The organism is Mucilaginibacter sp. P4_A11, assembly GCF_056402535.1.
In genome coordinates, this window is sequence record NZ_JBFUHE010000004.1 from 387,745 (window position 1) to 404,591 (window position 16,847).

General features: G+C 41.9%; 17 protein-coding genes. 1 reads left to right on the forward strand and 16 read right to left on the reverse strand.

Features of this window, described 5'->3' with window-relative positions; all coding sequences use genetic code 11:
* Positions 1 to 5: 5 nt before the first annotated feature.
* The 16 genes from AC1DUD_RS10860 to AC1DUD_RS10935 all read right to left on the reverse strand — a co-directional run bounded on the left by AC1DUD_RS10860 (position 6) and on the right by AC1DUD_RS10935 (position 15,895).
* A complete protein-coding gene (locus AC1DUD_RS10860) occupies positions 6 to 1,610 on the reverse strand; it encodes a complex I subunit 4 family protein (RefSeq protein ID WP_477374489.1) in 1,605 nt (534 codons plus the stop codon).
* Between the two features lie 5 nt (positions 1,611 to 1,615).
* Positions 1,616 to 3,676 (reverse strand): NADH-quinone oxidoreductase subunit L, encoded by a 2,061-nt coding sequence (gene nuoL / locus AC1DUD_RS10865; RefSeq protein ID WP_477374491.1) that lies wholly within the window; start codon positions 3,674 to 3,676, stop codon positions 1,616 to 1,618.
* Entirely contained in the window at positions 3,673 to 4,206 is a 534-nt protein-coding gene (locus AC1DUD_RS10870) for a hypothetical protein (RefSeq protein WP_477374493.1), read from the reverse strand. The genes nuoL and AC1DUD_RS10870 overlap by 4 nt, the downstream gene beginning before the upstream one ends.
* A 12-nt stretch (positions 4,207 to 4,218) precedes the next feature.
* Complete coding sequence (gene nuoK, locus AC1DUD_RS10875) at positions 4,219 to 4,524, reverse strand: NADH-quinone oxidoreductase subunit NuoK (protein WP_477374495.1); 306 nt, start codon at positions 4,522 to 4,524, stop codon at positions 4,219 to 4,221.
* Positions 4,521 to 5,069 carry an NADH-quinone oxidoreductase subunit J gene (locus AC1DUD_RS10880; RefSeq protein WP_121231451.1) on the reverse strand — a complete coding sequence of 183 codons (549 nt, stop codon included), beginning with the start codon at positions 5,067 to 5,069 and terminating at the stop codon, positions 4,521 to 4,523. Before AC1DUD_RS10880 ends, nuoK begins: the two co-directional genes overlap by 4 nt.
* The gene (locus AC1DUD_RS10885; RefSeq protein WP_477374497.1) at positions 5,066 to 5,656 is read right to left on the reverse strand and encodes a NuoI/complex I 23 kDa subunit family protein; all 591 of its coding nucleotides are present in this window, start codon (positions 5,654 to 5,656) and stop codon (positions 5,066 to 5,068) included. Before AC1DUD_RS10885 ends, AC1DUD_RS10880 begins: the two co-directional genes overlap by 4 nt.
* 97 nt (positions 5,657 to 5,753) lie before the next feature.
* A complete protein-coding gene (gene nuoH / locus AC1DUD_RS10890) occupies positions 5,754 to 6,824 on the reverse strand; it encodes an NADH-quinone oxidoreductase subunit NuoH (RefSeq protein ID WP_477374499.1) in 1,071 nt (356 codons plus the stop codon).
* A 200-nt stretch (positions 6,825 to 7,024) separates the two neighbouring features.
* The gene (murI, locus tag AC1DUD_RS10895; protein ID WP_477374501.1) at positions 7,025 to 7,873 is read right to left on the reverse strand and encodes a glutamate racemase; all 849 of its coding nucleotides are present in this window, start codon (positions 7,871 to 7,873) and stop codon (positions 7,025 to 7,027) included.
* Positions 7,874 to 7,939: 66 nt separating this feature from the next.
* Positions 7,940 to 8,452 carry an OmpH/Skp family outer membrane protein gene (locus AC1DUD_RS10900; protein WP_477374503.1) on the reverse strand — a complete coding sequence of 171 codons (513 nt, stop codon included), beginning with the start codon at positions 8,450 to 8,452 and terminating at the stop codon, positions 7,940 to 7,942.
* 226 nt (positions 8,453 to 8,678) lie between these two features.
* Positions 8,679 to 9,191 (reverse strand): OmpH/Skp family outer membrane protein, encoded by a 513-nt coding sequence (locus tag AC1DUD_RS10905; protein WP_330858101.1) that lies wholly within the window; start codon positions 9,189 to 9,191, stop codon positions 8,679 to 8,681.
* A 48-nt stretch (positions 9,192 to 9,239) separates the two neighbouring features.
* The gene (locus AC1DUD_RS10910) at positions 9,240 to 9,770 is read right to left on the reverse strand and encodes an OmpH/Skp family outer membrane protein (RefSeq protein WP_477374506.1); all 531 of its coding nucleotides are present in this window, start codon (positions 9,768 to 9,770) and stop codon (positions 9,240 to 9,242) included.
* A 16-nt stretch (positions 9,771 to 9,786) separates the two neighbouring features.
* The gene (gene bamA, locus AC1DUD_RS10915) at positions 9,787 to 12,339 is read right to left on the reverse strand and encodes an outer membrane protein assembly factor BamA (RefSeq protein ID WP_477374508.1); all 2,553 of its coding nucleotides are present in this window, start codon (positions 12,337 to 12,339) and stop codon (positions 9,787 to 9,789) included.
* A 63-nt stretch (positions 12,340 to 12,402) separates the two neighbouring features.
* On the reverse strand, positions 12,403 to 13,143 hold the full coding sequence (locus AC1DUD_RS10920; RefSeq protein ID WP_477374510.1) for an isoprenyl transferase: 741 nt from the start codon (positions 13,141 to 13,143) through the stop codon (positions 12,403 to 12,405).
* 373 nt (positions 13,144 to 13,516) lie between these two features.
* Positions 13,517 to 14,044: an ExbD/TolR family protein gene (locus AC1DUD_RS10925; protein WP_477374512.1), complete on the reverse strand. Its 528-nt coding sequence runs from the start codon at positions 14,042 to 14,044 to the stop codon at positions 13,517 to 13,519.
* A gap of 174 nt (positions 14,045 to 14,218) precedes the next feature.
* On the reverse strand, positions 14,219 to 15,004 hold the full coding sequence (gene porG, locus AC1DUD_RS10930; protein WP_477374514.1) for a type IX secretion system protein PorG: 786 nt from the start codon (positions 15,002 to 15,004) through the stop codon (positions 14,219 to 14,221).
* Between the two features lie 9 nt (positions 15,005 to 15,013).
* Positions 15,014 to 15,895, reverse strand: a complete 882-nt coding sequence (locus AC1DUD_RS10935; RefSeq protein WP_477374516.1) for an NAD kinase — start codon at positions 15,893 to 15,895, stop codon at positions 15,014 to 15,016.
* A gap of 262 nt (positions 15,896 to 16,157) precedes the next feature.
* Between AC1DUD_RS10935 and AC1DUD_RS10940 the strand changes: the two genes are divergently transcribed.
* Positions 16,158 to 16,820 (forward strand): response regulator transcription factor, encoded by a 663-nt coding sequence (locus AC1DUD_RS10940; protein WP_477374518.1) that lies wholly within the window; start codon positions 16,158 to 16,160, stop codon positions 16,818 to 16,820.
* Positions 16,821 to 16,847 lie beyond the last annotated feature (27 nt).

Below are 16,847 nucleotides of genomic sequence, written 5' to 3' on the forward strand. Positions count from 1 at the left end.
TTATTTTATTTTGCCTGTAAATACTGTATCAGCGCCAGTACCGAATCATTGATCTTATCAAAAACCAGCCCCGGCATTATACCCAAAGCCAGCGCTGCAAGGGCCAGCGGGGCAAGTGTTAGTTTTTCGCGAAGGTTCAGGTCGGTAAGGGCAATTTTCCAAACTTCACCGCCTTTTAAGGATACTTTGCCAAAGAACATGCGTTGCAGCGTCCACAGGAAATAGGCTGCACTAAGCAGGATCCCAATCGAACCACAAATAGCCATCCAGTATGGCAGCAAGCCGTTTACTGTTGCCGATTTAAATGTACCTGTAAGCGTAAATGCTTCGGCCACAAAAGCCGAGAAACCCGGCAAACCTAACGACGCAAAAAAGGCGATCATGACAAAAGCTGTATACTTCGGCATATGCGTACCCAATCCACGGAAATGGTAGATATCCCTGTCGTGCACGCGGTTATAAACCACGCCCACCAAAAAGAACAGCATAGTTGATAAAAAGCCATGGCTTACCATTTGCATCACGGCGCCACTTACACCTTCAGCAGTTTGTGAGGCTATACCTAACAGTACAAAACCCATATGCGATACCGACGAATAAGCGATCATCCGTTTCAGATCACGCTGGGCCAGCGCATTGCAGGCCCCGTATAATATGGAAATAACGCCTAAAAGACCGATCCAAAAAGCACCTGAAGTAGCTATCTCCGGGAAAATCCCTAAGCAGATCCTGATGATACCGTAGCCACCTATTTTAAGCAGTACACCGGCCAGGATAATTGATACCGGCGTCGGTGCCTCTACGTGGGCATCGGGTAGCCAGGTATGTAATGGCACAACAGGCACTTTAATGGCAAAAGCGATGAAGAGCACCACAAAGCCAACCGTACGGGCAGGCATCCCCAATATGGTTTGATGCGCCGCCGCCGAAAACACCGAACCCGCAGAATAATTAGCCGGGTTCATCATTTGGATGATATTAAAAGTATGACTGCCGGTTGCCGGGTCGCTCACTGAAAGGTATAAGCCAACCATTACCAGCAACATAAACACCGAACCAAACAGTGTGTACAGGAAAAACTTGATGGCCGCGTATTCCCGGCGCACACCGCCCCACATCCCTATCAGGAAATAAAGCGGTAATAACATCAGCTCATAAAACAAGTAAAACAGGAAGAAATCCAACGCACAAAATACGCCCATAACGGCCATATCCAGCAGCAGGAACAACAGGAAAAAACCTTTTAGGTTACTCTTAATCTCCCATGAAGCCAATGTAGCCACCACCATCACCAATGCCGACATCACCAGCAGCGTTACCGAAATGCCATCTATCCCAACAAAATAATCTATCTGTAGCTTGCCCATGTTGCCCAGGTTAAGGGCTATCCAGGGCAGTTTCTGTACAAACTGAAACTGATCTTCATGATTAATGCCTGCCGTAGCCGCACCCGTTTTAAAATCAAGGTAGATCCAGATGCTGATACCCAGCTGCAAAAGTGTAGCCAGCAGGGTAATATATTTAAAACTCCCCCGAACCGACGACGGCAGCAATACGATCACCAACGCAAACAGTACAGGTATAAATATGAGGAGGGTTAATAGGTTCATTAAATTCAGATCAGTATTTTTAAAATAAAGAGTACCAGCACAATGAGCAGCATGCTATAAAGGTAATACTGCACCTTACCGTTTTGAAACTTACGTGCAAAATTGCCAATACTTTGCACCAATGCAGCCATTGAATGTAAAAATCCGTCAACAATATATTTATCGCTCCAAGCGGTAAGGCTTGCTACCAATCGGCTTGTACGCTCAATTAAATGGATCAACCCGTCAATGATATTCCTGTCAAACCAGAAGCAGGTTTTACCTAAGCCAAGTATAGGCTTTACAATCGCTTTTTTATAGATCTTGTCCAAATACCATTGGTTATAAGATAAGCGGTACAGGAAACCCGTTTGCGGGAACGAGAAAGTATTTTGTTTTACGTAGATGGCGTACGCCGCGTACATCACAAATACGCTCAATATATTCACCCCTATCGGGATTATGGTATGATAAATATTTTCGCGGGCCAAAAAGTCGGCAGGTTTTAAACTCTCAAATAGCCATGCTTTTTCGTAAAAGAATGGGTTAAGCGAAAACAATGGGAACAAACTGCAAACCGCCAACAGGATCAACGGCAGTTTATATTGCCAGCCGCCATCGCTGATGTGAAATTTTATTTCGGGGTTACTTTTCAGCAAGCGAAACTCGCCGAAAAAGACTTTTACTATCAGTCTTGACACGTAAAAAGCGGTAAGCCAGCTGGTAAACAAGGCACCTGCCGGGATCAGTTTAAGCCATGCGCTCCGGCCTTCGCTCCACTCAAAAGCCTGGATCAGGATGCCATCTTTTGACAGGTAGCCCGATGTAAGCGGAATGCCGATAAGCGCCAGCGAGCCAATAACCGCGACAATAAAAGTAAGCGGCAACTTTTTACGCAAGCCACCCATATGCAGGATATTTTGCGGATCGATATTCAGATCGTTCTCTTCTTTGATGTGCTGCATCTCGTGGATCACAACGCCCGCCACCAAAAACAGCAAACACTTAAAAAAGGCATGTGTAGCCAAATGAAACAATGACGAACCGTAAGCCCCCACCCCCATTGCCAGGATCATATAGCCCAGTTGCGATATGGTTGAATAAGCGAGCACACGTTTCAGGTCGTTTTGCGTAAGCGCGATAGTAGCCGCCATAAAAGCGGTAAAACAGCCGATAACAGCAAGAACGGTTAACTCGCTATCAGTAAACAGCGGATAAACCCTGCCCAGCAAAAACACCCCGGCGGCCACCATGGTAGCTGCGTGGATCAAAGCCGAAACCGAAGTTGGCCCCTCCATTGCATCCGGCAGCCAGGTATGCAGCGGAAATTGAGCCGATTTAGCGGCGACAGCCATAAACACCCCCAAACAAGCAATATATTGCCAGATAGCTGGCATCTGACCTGTAGCTGAGATCCATAAACCATCATGTATAACCGATTTAAATACCAGGTTCTTGGTAATAAAAAGCTCTGCTATATCAAAGGTATGAAACTGGGCAAAAATGATAATAATAGCGCTCAGCAAACCGATATCGCCAATACGGTTCATGATAAAGGCTTTTTTATTGGCCTGCACCGCCTTATCCCTGGTAAACCAAAAACCGATAAGCAGGTATGACGAAAAGCCCACCAACTCCCAGAAAGCGTAGAACAACACCAGGCTGTCCACCACAACCAAACCCAGCATACTGAAACAGAAAAAGCTGAGATAGGTGAAGTAGCGGCTATACCTGTCGTCATACTTCATATACGCCGTGGAGTAGATATGCACAGGCAAAGCGATCAGCGATACCAGCAGTAACATCATCGCTGAAAGGTTATTAAGCAGGATGCCCGCGAAAACTTTAGTAGTACCAATGGTAAACCACAGCTTTTGGGTATGCAACGGCTGCTGGTTCCATACCCTTGCAAATACAATAGCCGATAAAACACAACCAACCAAAATAGCCAGCGTTGATACCCAGCCTGCCAATTTACTTTTTACCGGCAGGCAAAAGTTGATCAGCGAGGCCACCAACGGCAAAGCCACAGCTAAAATAGCATAGCCAAAAATGGGAGAATCAATATATGGTATTACGTTCTTCAATTGGTTTTACTATCGATAATTACTGAAGTTAATATGTCGTCGAGCCCTGTGGTAAAGCTTAACTCGAAGTTGAGATATGCCGCATCATCTGAAAATATGTTATAAAGTTTTCCAGTACGTTCAAAGGAAGAAGACCGGTACGCCACCCCATTTATTACAAATGAAAGCCTATCATCATTATGATGCTCTTTAAGATACTTTTTGTATTCATCTAACAACGCACTTAATCTTTGCTGATAAGCTTTAACAGCAAATTTTTTTGTAACAACTATGATGACGCCGTTTTTTGCCTGAGGGCCATATTTTTTTATTCCGGCCTCTGGTTTTATCACGTTGACCTGTAAGATGCTTTTAGGATCTATTGTACGAAAAGCAGCAGCCTTAATTTTCTTTTCATCCAAAATATAAAGCAGCTCGGCTTTATATTTTGTACCGACTGTAGTGACCGAAGCAACCTCACCCATATCCGCGTAGGCGGATAATCTCCCAAGGGGCAATAAAACAGATATAATGAACAGGATCGTTTTCATATTCATTTCAAATTAATCCCTCAAATTTTTAATCTCATCCGGATCAATAGTTTTATACCTCCGGTAAACATTCAGAATAATGGCCAGTGCCACAGCGGTAGTAGCGGCGGCCAGCACAATAGCAAACAGGGCAAATACCTGCCCGCCATTATTCAGCTTATCATATTTACCAAAAGCTACCATGTTTAAAATGGCCGCGTTCAGCATTAATTCAATACCAATCAATACCTGTATCGAATTACGCTTGGACACGATCATGTAAATCCCTGTGCAAAACAGCAAGGCGCCCACCAATAAAAAGTCGGTTAATGTGATCATGCCCTGCCCTCCTTACGTGATAAATGCGCCGCACCCACCAAAGCCATTAGCAACAAAACAGAGATAGCCTCAAAAGGCAGCAGGTAGGTGGTCATTAAATTAATGCCGATATTTTCGGTCATCAAAGTAGTTGGTACGATCTCATTTTTTTGTGCGATGGACTGCTTTACCCATGGCAGGTTATCAGCATCTGCTTTAAGGATAATATTTACGATGACCGCTAAAAACAACACAGCCAATATAACTGCCGGTACTTTAGCCATGTTAATGAATTTCCCTTTCTGCTGTTGGATCACATTCAAGGTTTCTCGCCCAGAGAGCATGAAAGCGAAAAGTATCAGCACCAGGATGCCGCCCACGTAAATCACCACCTGCGTTACCGCCACAAAATCGGCAAGGGCCAATACGTACAAACCGGCCAGTGCAAACAACGTCACAAAAAATATAAAAATACTCCTGACCAGATTTTTACTCAATGCAGCATAAAGGGCCGAACTTACCGCGATAAAACTCATCACATAAAACAACACGCGCACTAAGCTCATGCCCCGCCCTCCTTTTGTTTCATGGCGGCTAATTTAGCGGCTTGTTTTTCGGCCTGCTGCTTATCAAATAAGGCGCGCTTTTCGGTAGCATCTTCAGGAGTCATATCCGAAAATTGGTAAACCAAGTCGCTCAGCTGAAAAACGGTTTTATCATACTGGTTGGTCATGACAATGCATTCGGTTGGGCACACAATAGTGCACAAGCCGCAATACATACACTTCGCCATATCAATATCAAACTTGGCAGCATACAAACGCTTGGTTGTACCATCGGATGTTTGGCCGATAGCTTCCGTAGCTTTGATCGACTCAATATCGATACAATTCACCGGACAAACCTTAGCGCAAAGATCACATACGATACAATCGTCCATTTCCACATCCAGCTGATAGCGGCCCACTTCGGGCACCGGCAACTGCTGTTTAGGGTATTGGATGGTATTGGTACCATGCTCCAGTTGTTTAAAGTAATTACTGTCGCTCACAGTCACAATCTCCCTTTTGCCATTACCGGCAAAGAGGTGGCGTATGGTAAGGCTTAAACCTTTCCATGCCGTTGTAAACGCGTTAATTACTTTCTGAACCATGATTTTTAGGATTTTAGGATTACCCTGAATTTCCTATGCTATTTTATATTGTATTACTATTCTTTCCTAAACTCCAACCTCTAATCTCTCTCCCCAATCACATCAACCACAACCGCCAAACGCCCGATATCAGCATACAGGCAAAAGCCAGCGGGGTTAGTATCTTCCAACAAAGGTTCATCAGTTGGTCAACCCGTAAACGGGGCAGTGTCCACCTGATCCACATTTGTACGCCTACAAGGGCTAATGTTTTTATCACCACCCAAAATATACCCCATGCTACATTGGTTGTCCATGTTGCCAGTTTAACGCCTCCTATGTTAGGCAATGGTGTATTCCAGGCACCTAAAAACAAAATCACTGCTATCATAGATACCAGGAACATCATCGAATATTCGGCCAAAAACACCAACGCAAAGCGGATTCCTGTAAACTCAGTATGGAAACCGGCTACTAACTCCGACTCCGCCTCGGGAATATCAAAAGGTGCCCGGTTACTTTCAGCCAGTGAAGCTATAAAATAGATCACAAACGCGATCAATAAATGTGGTGCACGGAAAACATTCCAGCTAAAAAAGCCCCCTATTTGAGATACATCCCAAAAGCCGGCGAATTTGATTTTTTCGGTCGCCAGGATACCCTGCTGAGCCGAGATCACTTGCAAATCCAGCGTTTGTGCTATCATCACTACCGATATAATGGCAAAGCCCGCCGGGATCTCATATGAAATGATCTGCGCCGCCGAGCGCATAGCACCCAGTATAGAATATTTGTTGTTCGAGCCCCAGCCCGCCATCAGGATCCCTAATGTTTCGATAGAGATAATGGCGAAGATGTAATACAGACCAATATTAGTTTTTGAAGGGATAAGTCCGGGTGCCCAGGGCAGCGCGGCGAAGCCAAGATACACGGCTATAAATATCACCGCCGGAGCCAGCATAAACAACCATTTATCGGCCGCCGCCGGGATGATCAGCTCTTTCTGAAGCATTTTCAGAATATCGGCCAGCGTTTGCAGTGAACCGTATTTCCCGGTCTCGGTTGGACCAAGCCTGTCTTGTATAAATGCTGATATTTTACGCTCGGCATATACCCCGAATAAAGCGAAAAAGGCCGAAAAACTGAACAACCCAATTGCCGCGATAAAATATGTAAAATAATAGTTCAACAGGAATATTTGCTTAAGGGTGCAAACTTACTAAATGTTGAGTTATTTAGAATGATTAAATTATATATTAAGTTGATAGGATAAGTTATCTATACCGTCATTGCGAGGCACGAAGCAATCACCAGAGCGGCTGGGCAAGTTACCCTGTAATGTTCGCGATTGCTTCGTACCTCGCAATGACGGGTGCCCCCCCTTTCAATTCACTTACAAACAACCAAATCATTAGCCGATATAAATGTAGATTTTACAGGGGCTGAAAAGAACAGCGAGGCATGATGATCAAAATCGGCAGTATCATCGGTTGTAGTGTAAAACTTATTCTCGCCGTTTCTGCTAAGCTTTTGCTCAATTTCGGGATGGCGGTTTAAATATTCAACCAGGCTTCTCGCCACGATATCACCCTGCCCAACTACATTAATGCCTTCGGGCAAATGTGCTTTGATCTTATCCTGGATGATAGGATAATGTGTACAAGCCAGCAAAATGGTATCGATATTTGGCGATTGAGCCATGATCTGATCCAGATACAACTGCACAAAGAAATCCGCGCCGGGTTTATCGTATTCACCGTTTTCAATCAGCGGCACCCAAAGCGGACAGGCTTGCTGATAGACTTTTACATCGGGAAAAAAGTTCTGGATCTCCAGCAGGTATGAGCCCGACTGCACCGTGCCTTTTGTACCAAGCACGCCAATTTCTTTGGTTTTGGTATAGTCGCCAATGATCTCTGCCGTTGGACGGATCACCCCCAGTACCCTCTTCGACTGATCATCAATGTGCTTAAGATCTTGCTGCTGTATGGTGCGCAATGCTTTGGCTGATGCTGTATTACAAGCCAGGATCACTAATGGGCATCCCTGGTCAAACATCCACTGCACACACTCCCAGGTATACTGATGTATGGTGCTGAATGAGCGGTTGCCGTAGGGTGCACGGGCATTATCGCCCATATAAATATAATCATAGCCGGGCAGCTGCTCAATAATAGAGCGGAATACGGTTAAGCCGCCGAAGCCCGAATCAAAAATACCAATGGGTTGATTTGACATATACAAACATAAAAAAAGCGCCCCGTAATTACGGGGCGCTCTTGTATAATTTACTTAAAGGTGATCTTATTTTAAACCTAATTTCAATTTCACAGCAGGCATCAAATCGTCACCTGCAGGAGATACGATCATGCTAACCTGTGATGAATCCAATACATAAGCATAACCTTTTTCTTTAGCTACCGCTTGTACAGCCTGGCTAACTTTATCAATAATTGGCTTGCCTAATTCTTGTTTTTTAGCATCAACCTGTTGCTGAGCGTTATTTTGATATTCGTTCATGCGTTTTTGGATATCCTGCAATTCAGATGTTTTTGCCTGACGTACTGCATCTGTCATTGTAGTTGCGTTTTTATCCAGGTCGGCACCTTTTGTTTGTAATTCATTGTTCATAGTGGTTAACTGATCAATGAATGTTTTTTGATAGGCCTGTAATGTTGTAGAAACAGTTTTAGTTTCAGGCATCTGATCAATAACCTGACTGAAGTTAACATAACCTATTTTTGTTTGCGCTTTAGCGAAACTACCCACGAACAACATACCTGCTGCAACTAAGGCGACTTTAAATAGTTTTTTCATTTTTGTTTTGTGTCCTGTGTTTAATAATGGATAATAATTATCTGTTTGTTTTTTGTAACATGTATCAGCAAATCACTCATGAACTAACCCGGAAACAGCTTTGCAATGAACAGGAACATTGGCGGCTATCATTGCCTGGTTAAAATAACAATATGTAATTTGATTGGTAAACATAAAAAAAGCGTCCCGTTTAATCAGGGCGCTTTTTTTATATCTTTTTTGATTTTTATTTCAAGCCTAATTTTAATTTCACAGAAGCCATCAGGTCATCAGCATCAGGAGATACCAATAAAGTGATCTGTGATGAATCTAATACGTAAGCATAGCCTTTTTCTTTGGCTACAGCCTGTACAGCCTGAGTAGCTTTATCAATAAGTGGTTTACCTAATTCCTGCCTTTTAGCATCAACTTGTTGCTGGGCGTTATTTTGGTAATCATTCATACGTTTTTGAATGTCGGTAAGCTCGTTTTCTTTAGCAGTACGTACAGCATCAGTCATTGATGCCCTTTTTGACTGATAATCCTGGCCTTTTGCCTGGTACTCGTTGTTCATTGTAGTAAGCTGATCAACAAATGTTTTTTGATAAGCCTGGATCGAAGCTGTTACAGTTTTGGTTTCGGGCATCAAATCAATCAGCTGATTGAAGTTGATGTGACCGATCTTAGTCTGAGCGTTTGCAAAGCTGCCCGCAAATAACAAACCTACTGCAACTAAGGCAACTTTAAATAGTTTTTTCATTTTCCTTTTTCTGTGTTTAAATAATAGTTCGATTTATTTTAATTCAAATTATTTAGCAAATACCCCGGGCTTCAGTCCTAATCTGGTTATAACATCCGCGCTTTTATCATACCGCGGGTTAGCATACAGCATGATCACCTCGCTGTTTTTATCAAAGATCATATCCAGGTTATCGCCCTCAGCAATTGCTTGTACAGCTTTAGACACTCTATCCTGAATTGGTTTAATCAAGGCGGTGCTTCTTTGTGAAAGCTCCCCATCCGGACCAAACTTTTGACGTTGAAAATCTTTCGCCGCCTTTTCTTTTTCCACTATTTCGGCCTCACGATGTTTCTTCATATCAGGGGTCATCAACACCTGATCGGCCTGGTAGGCTTTGTACAGGCGGTCAATTTCCTGAAAACGGCCATCAACCTCTTTTTGCCACTGATCAGATAATGCAGCCAGTTGCTTTTGCGATGAGGCGTATTCAGGCATGTGCTTTAATATATACTCCGAATCAACATAAGCAAAACGTTGCGCGTAAGCGCCTGCAAAAGCAGTTAACGTTAAAAAGGCTACTAAAATTATCTTCTTCATATATTCGGTACGCAAATTAATTAAATCCGCCGGATAAACTCTGAGAAATTGTAAAATGGAACTGGCCTTTATTTGCATCCGGTTGTCCCGGTATTTTGTCAAAGCCATAGCCATAATCTAACCCAAGCAAGCCAAATATAGGCAAAAATATCCTTGCGCCCACACCAACCGAACGCCTTACGTTAAACGGATTAAACTGGCTAAACTGGTTCCAGGCGTTACCACCTTCGGCAAAAGCCAACAGGAATATAGTTGCCGACTGGCTCGCAATAACCGGGTGACGAAGCTCAAGCGTGTACTTGTTATAGATAGCACTACCGGTGTTTGTATTCTGAGTTTCGTTTGAGCCTTCAGGTACTATTGAGAAGTTTTGGTAACCACGTAAACCGATGATCTCACTACCCTGTAAAAACTGATAACTCTGCATACCATCGCCACCTAATTTAAAGCGTTCAAATGGTGACGGGCCAACTTCGTGGTTATACTGACCAAGGAAACCAAACCTCACCTGCGACATCAATACGAATTTACCTACCAGTTTCGAGAACCACTGCGCATCATATTTAAATTTATAATATTCAACAAAGTGGTAACGCTCCTCAGGAGTAGCTATTTTATAGTTGGTGTTGTTAAATAATGAGTATGGTGGAGTAGCTTGTACAGTAAACTTAATATTTGAACCCTGGGTTGGGAAAATCGGCGCATCTATCGAGTTACGGCTCAACTCCTGAGTTAATTTAATGTTGTACGATGTACCATTGGTAAACAGGTAACCGGTATAGTTATCAAGGCTGTAATGGTCAAAGTTAAGTGAGTAGTTTAACTGGAAATAGTTATCAGGCCATTTCAAACGTTTACCCAATGTAACACCCACACCATTAATACGCAGGTTGTTGTAGTAAGGGCTTGATTTTGGATAGTACTGACCGGTTGAGCTTCCCTGTGTATAAGCTGATAACGCAAAGTAGATTGGTTTTTTACCACCTAACCATGGCTCAGAAAACGTGAACGAGAAGTTTTGGTAAGTACGGCCGCTTGATTGTCCCCTTAAGCTCAGTTTCTGACCATCACCTTTTGGCAGTGGCTTATAAGCTTTAAGGTGGAATATATTGCGGATTGAAAAGTTGTTAAAGGTTAAGCCTAAGGTACCAACCAGCTGACCGCCACCAAAACCACCCGAAAGCTCAATCTGGTCTGAAGGTTTTTCAACTACGTTGTAAACCAAGTCAACAGTACCATCCTGCGGATTGATGTTGGTTGGCTTCGGCTCAGTTTTTTGCTCATCAAAGTTACCCAGCTGACCAATTTCACGCGCACTGCGGATCAAGAGGTCTTTATTGAATTTCTGACCTGGTTTAGTCTGGATCTCACGCATTACCACTTTATCGTTGGTAACATCGTTACCTTTTAGCATAACGCGGTTAATGGTATACTGAGGGCCTTCGTAAATCCTAACATCAATATCTACAGTATCGTTATATACCCTTGTTTGTACCGGATCGGCATTAAAGGTTAAGTAACCATCATTAAGGTACAAAGATGAAACATCATCATTACCAGGTGTCGGGCCGCTTAAGCGTTTGTTCAATTCATCTTCGCTAAATACGTCACCTTTTTTAACATGGAGGATCCTGTTTAACAGGTCTGTATTATATTTAGCGTTACCCGAAAACTTAACATTACCGAAGTAATATTTAGGGCCTTCGTACACTTTCAGTTTTACGTTTACTGTTTCATCGTCATGTTTCCATACCGAATCACTCAGGATCTCGGCATCGCGATAGCCCCTTCCCTGCATTTTTTCAACAAGGTTTTGCTTATCTTCTTCGTATTTATCCTGTTTAAATTTCTTTGAGCCAAATAAGTTATACCATTTACGTTTACGGGTTTTACTTAAAAAGCCACGCAGCGTACCGGTGCTAAATGCTTTATTACCTTCAAAAATAACGTCGTTAATTTTAACCTTGGTTTTTTTATCGATAGCAACATCCAATATAACGCTGTTAACATCACCCTGATCTTTACGCTGGGTAATGGTAACTGTAGTGTTTAAGAAGCCTTTTTCGTTGAAATGCTTTTTAATAATGGCAGTAGTAGTACTGATAAGATTTTCATTTACGATCTTGCCCACACGATCGTTCAGTTTTTTCTGAACATCTTCAATTTCACCTTTACGAATACCGGTTAAGTGCATACGTGATAAACGCGGACGTTCCAAAACAGCAATCTCCAGGTAAATGGTATCCATATTAATTTTGGTGATGTTTAACTGAACATCATCAAATAAACCTTGTTGATACAAGGTTTTAATTACCTCGGCATTGCGCTCGCCCGGAAGGTTGATCCTATCGCCTTTGGTTAATTTAGATAACTGGATAAGGATGTCTTTATCAAGATATTTTGCGCCACTAACCGAAATACCACCAATAATATAATCTTTAGGATTAAGATAACTTAAACTATCAGCCGGTATCGATTTTGTAAGTGTAGGCCTCGGCCCATTGGATATCTGGGCGAAAGCCGTAGTAGCCAAAACCGAGAAAAGAATAGCAAAAAGAAATTTATACATTCGAATATTTTAGTGGGCTAAAAATAATTTATACAGTTGTTAAAATTTGTTAAAAGTAAAAATTTAGTTCACCTGCTCACTTGTTAAGCCAAAACGGCGCTCGCGTTTCTGGAAATCAATCACTGCTTCATACAGATCTTCCTTCCTGAAATCGGGCCATAGTTTAGTTGTAAAATACAACTCGGCGTAAGCAATTTGCCACAATAAATAGTTACTTATACGGTACTCACCACTGGTTCTTATCAGCAGCTCAGGGTTTGGCATATCGCCAGTAAAAAGGTTTCGTTCAAAAACCTCTTCATTAATATCATTTATATCCAGCTCGCCATTTTTTACTTTTATGGCGATATTTTTTGCAGCACTTACAATTTCACGACGCGAACTATAGCTTAAAGCCAGCGTAAGCACCACCCCGGTGTTACCAGCCGTTGTTTCAATAGCACTATTAAGTTCGCGAAGACATCTTTCGGGCAGCATATCCAGATCGCCGATGGCATTAAGCCTGATGTTGTTTTTCATAAATCCGGGAACCTCTTTATGAATGGTACTTACCATCAATTCCATGATCGCCATAACCTCCAGCTTGGGGCGGTTCCAGTTTTCGGATGAAAATGTATATAGGGTAATATATTTAATACCTAATTTATCAGCCCCTTCAACAACATCCCTAACAGATGTTACACCGTTGTGATGGCCAAATATTCTTAATTTGCCTTTGCCTTTTGCCCAGCGCCCGTTGCCATCCATGATGATAGCTACGTGCCGCGGTAGTTTCGACAAATCAATCTGATCCAAATAATCCATATTACTCATTATCAAAAGCCACCCTGTTCAAACACACTTGTGTAAAATTTTTCATCAATATGATGGTCTGCTGTATTCGGTTGTTACACTAATCAATTATAATGTTAACCCGTATCTGCCATTTTTGCCACGCAAATTGACGGATTTTTCAGGGTACAAAGGTAAAACTTACTTTGTATTTTTTTAGTATCCCGCACTAAAAGAAAATGTTATTGCGAATAATATATTAAAACAGCCTAAACAGCTATCAAAACCATGATTTTTCATAATATTTAAGCTAAAATAAAAAACCGGCAGCCATTATCTGTTTGATAATGAAAGCTGCCGGCCTCAAAAAGCTGCTTGTAAATTTGCTTACAATTGCGTTACACTATTATATACCCTTTTGCTTAAGCGCATCAACATCTTCGGGCTTAATATCCACTATAGCATATTGCTGGATGCCGGTAATAGCAAGCTCATCAAGCGTACTAACCAAATTGCTGTATTGCGATTTATCACTGGGTTTTACTAATACTATCATGCGTTTGCCCGAACTGTCATGAACTCTTTTATTGGTTTCTATAATAACTTTACGGATACCGTCAGCCTTAAAGTTCGTAACAGAAGGCGCTATGATAGGCTTTTTCAATTCGCCCAAAAAATACATAGCCTTGTTGTCTTTACCTAAAACAACAGTGAGCGTACGACTTGCAGGAACCGGTAAACCTGTATCAATATCAGTTTTATCGGGCATAGCCAGATCCATAGCCTTGGGTTTAGCCAACGTGGTGGTCATGATAAAAAAGGTGATGAGCAGGAATGCCAGATCGACCATTGCAGTGAGGTCAACACGGGCGTTTATTTTTTTGCGTTTGTACTTTCCGCCACCATTTTGGGGAGATGAATTTAATTCGGCCATGACTTTAAAGATTTAAGGTTAATAATTATTMGCAATACTAAATTAGCAAATACAATACATTAACAGAATTAAATATTGTATTTTAATTAAAAAACGAATTAAATATTGAATTATTATCTAAAAAGGCACAATAATTCTACAGCGCTTATGCGTCGCTATTGTTGGCCTGCCCGGTTAATAATAGCAGTTGGCAGTTACGAAAGTAAATGAGATAGTAAAATTGAGGAAGAAGTAAGTATCATGCGATTTGAAATCGCCGCGTTGGGAACCAACAGTACCAATATAATTACCGGTCTTTTCGCCCGAACGGTCAGAAAGTGCGGCTGAGATCGCGGTCATTTTGCTTTTATCGGCATATACACCACTTACATCATCAAGGTAATCTGTAAATGCGTAACGATACCCCATATCCGCCATAACAGTAAATTTTCCCGAAAGATTATACTTTATACCTAAACCATAGGGAATCACAACGGTATTATTACCATAGGCTTTAAGCTGCCCTTCCGTTTTTTGCTGCCTTAATCCCACCTCTCGTCCGTTAAAATCCTGCGCCTTAGGCGCGTAAGAAGAAACACCGATACCCGTAAATATGTAAGGTGTGTATTTGTTTCGCCCGGCATCGGGGATATAATTCATGAAGTTAAATTCGCCGGTAAGGCTAACCTCACGTAGTTGGTCTTTAAAGTTAAGGTTACGATCTCGAAATTGCGGGCTGCCTGAGCGACTGTCATAAGCTGCAATGTTACCTACGCCAATGTTTAGTTTAGCCGAGAAATAGCCATCGAAATTTCTTTTGCCAAATATTCCTGCAGAAACGCCGCTTATTTTAACGGGGTTATTAGGATTAAGATCACCAATATAGCCCGCCCCTCCTATCGATCCGCCCATTTCCCAGGTCTGGGCCTGCAGCTGATAAGTAAAACACAAGAGAATGGTAAAAAGTAAAAATTTTGGCATCAATCAAATTTAGTAATTACGGGCATCAAGGCCCCAAAGCAGCTTATTCCTTAACGTAGTTAAGTAACTTTCATTACTAAGCCTAATTAAATTTAGCTGAAAATTAGCTTTTTGTACATGAAACTTAACTGTTTGATCCAAAACCTCCGTTCGCGAATCGCACGAAATGATATAGTTAGCACTACGGCTTTCCACCTCAAAGCAAAGCTTGCTGCTATCAGGGATCACAATAGGCCGCACATTGAGGTTATGAGGAGATACCGGGGTTACCACTATACTATTTGATTGCGGGAAAATAATAGGCCCCCCGCAACTTAATGAATAAGCTGTTGAACCGGTTGAGGTGGAGATGATAATACCATCGCCCCAGTATGAGTTTAAAAACTCGTCGTTCAAAAATACATGGGTAATGATCATAGCCGCATCATCGCGCTTATGGATGGTTACATCATTAAGCGCAAAATTATTACTGCCGAAAACATTGGGGTTCGAATCAACAGTAAGCAGTTCACGGCAATCGCAGGTAAACTGCCTGTTCACTACCGCGTGAATGGCTGCCGTAATATCACTTTTATTAACACTGGCCAAAAAGCCCAGGCGGCCAAAATTGATACCGATAATAGGGATCCCTGAATCGCGGATCACGGTAACCATATCAAGCAGGGTGCCATCGCCACCAAGCGTTATAAAAATATCAATAAAGCCTTTTAAAGTTTCGGCCGGACGCAACACTTTATATTGCACAGTGGGGAGTTTATCCTGCAGGTATTCGTGGAGTTGCTGGTGTACATAAATATCAACACCGTGCTGTGCAAGGTTATCAAAAACCTGCTGTACAAAAGGTAAAACAGATGGTTCGTTAAATGGCCTGCCGTAAACTGCTATTTTCATTTTTTAAAAAAGCGAATATCGAACTTTGAAAGTACATTAATGCAGCAAGGTATAAATAATTAATACCGGCATAGCCTAAATACCATGATAGGCGCCGGAGCAACACATACCTTTATAATGCCAAACCATTTGCTATTGTTTGCCTAAATATCTGAATAAAACCAACTTAATTGCTTTAACAGATAAATAACTCCAAGGTAAAATAATTAATTTTAACTACTTTGCCATGCCTTAAAAAGATTTAAACAACGGTTATTAATAAATGGATCAAACTTTTACCCAAAAACTATCCAATATACAATTAATTGCTAATGAACTTCCCTCTGCTTTAATAATTCATGAGGTTGAAACCCTGCAAATTGTATATATGAACAGTGTAGGCCTTAATACATTGGGTACCACGCTTGATGCGCTGCAGGCCATTGGCCCTGAAGCTTATTATGTTAAATATTTTAATACTGAAGACAGTAATGAGTATGTTCCTAAAATTTTGCATTTAATAAAAAGTAAAACACAGGAGCAGGTATCGTATTTTCAGCAGGTACGTGTACCTGACAACGCCGAATGGCAGTTATTTGTTAGCAATACCAAAATCTTTGCACGTAACGAAAGGGGCGATGCCACACATCTGTTAACCATAGCCAGCAGACTTGATCCCGTTCATCATATCACCACCAAAGTAAACCGGCTTATGGATGATATTTCGTTTTTGCGAAAAAACAACCTGTTGTTTTTAACACTTACCCGGCGTGAAAAAGAGATCCTGAAATATATTGCTATGGGCATGAGTTCGGCCGAAATTGGCGTAAAACTATTCATAGCCCCGGCCACAGCCGAAACACATCGTAAAAACATTAAGAACAAGCTGCGGTTAAAGAACCATTATGATGCCGTGCGGTTTGCGCAAGCTTATAATTTGGTTTGAGTGCTGAGGCTTAAGTATGAAGTCATC

Coding starts and splice junctions, on each gene's coding strand:
- AC1DUD_RS10860 (WP_477374489.1), bottom strand. CDS start 1,610: ATGAACCTATTAACCCTCCTCATATTTATACCTGTACTGTTTGCGTTG.
- AC1DUD_RS10870 (WP_477374493.1), bottom strand. CDS start 4,206: ATGAAAACGATCCTGTTCATTATATCTGTTTTATTGCCCCTTGGGAGA.
- nuoK (WP_477374495.1), bottom strand. CDS start 4,524: ATGATCACATTAACCGACTTTTTATTGGTGGGCGCCTTGCTGTTTTGC.
- AC1DUD_RS10880 (WP_121231451.1), bottom strand. CDS start 5,069: ATGAGCTTAGTGCGCGTGTTGTTTTATGTGATGAGTTTTATCGCGGTA.
- AC1DUD_RS10885 (WP_477374497.1), bottom strand. CDS start 5,656: ATGGTTCAGAAAGTAATTAACGCGTTTACAACGGCATGGAAAGGTTTA.
- murI (WP_477374501.1), bottom strand. CDS start 7,873: ATGTCAAATCAACCCATTGGTATTTTTGATTCGGGCTTCGGCGGCTTA.
- AC1DUD_RS10900 (WP_477374503.1), bottom strand. CDS start 8,452: ATGAAAAAACTATTTAAAGTCGCCTTAGTTGCAGCAGGTATGTTGTTC.
- AC1DUD_RS10905 (WP_330858101.1), bottom strand. CDS start 9,191: ATGAAAAAACTATTTAAAGTTGCCTTAGTTGCAGTAGGTTTGTTATTT.
- AC1DUD_RS10910 (WP_477374506.1), bottom strand. CDS start 9,770: ATGAAGAAGATAATTTTAGTAGCCTTTTTAACGTTAACTGCTTTTGCA.
- bamA (WP_477374508.1), bottom strand. CDS start 12,339: ATGTATAAATTTCTTTTTGCTATTCTTTTCTCGGTTTTGGCTACTACG.
- AC1DUD_RS10920 (WP_477374510.1), bottom strand. CDS start 13,143: ATGGATTATTTGGATCAGATTGATTTGTCGAAACTACCGCGGCACGTA.
- AC1DUD_RS10925 (WP_477374512.1), bottom strand. CDS start 14,044: ATGGCCGAATTAAATTCATCTCCCCAAAATGGTGGCGGAAAGTACAAA.
- porG (WP_477374514.1), bottom strand. CDS start 15,004: ATGCCAAAATTTTTACTTTTTACCATTCTCTTGTGTTTTACTTATCAG.
- AC1DUD_RS10935 (WP_477374516.1), bottom strand. CDS start 15,895: ATGAAAATAGCAGTTTACGGCAGGCCATTTAACGAACCATCTGTTTTA.
- AC1DUD_RS10940 (WP_477374518.1), top strand. CDS start 16,158: ATGGATCAAACTTTTACCCAAAAACTATCCAATATACAATTAATTGCT.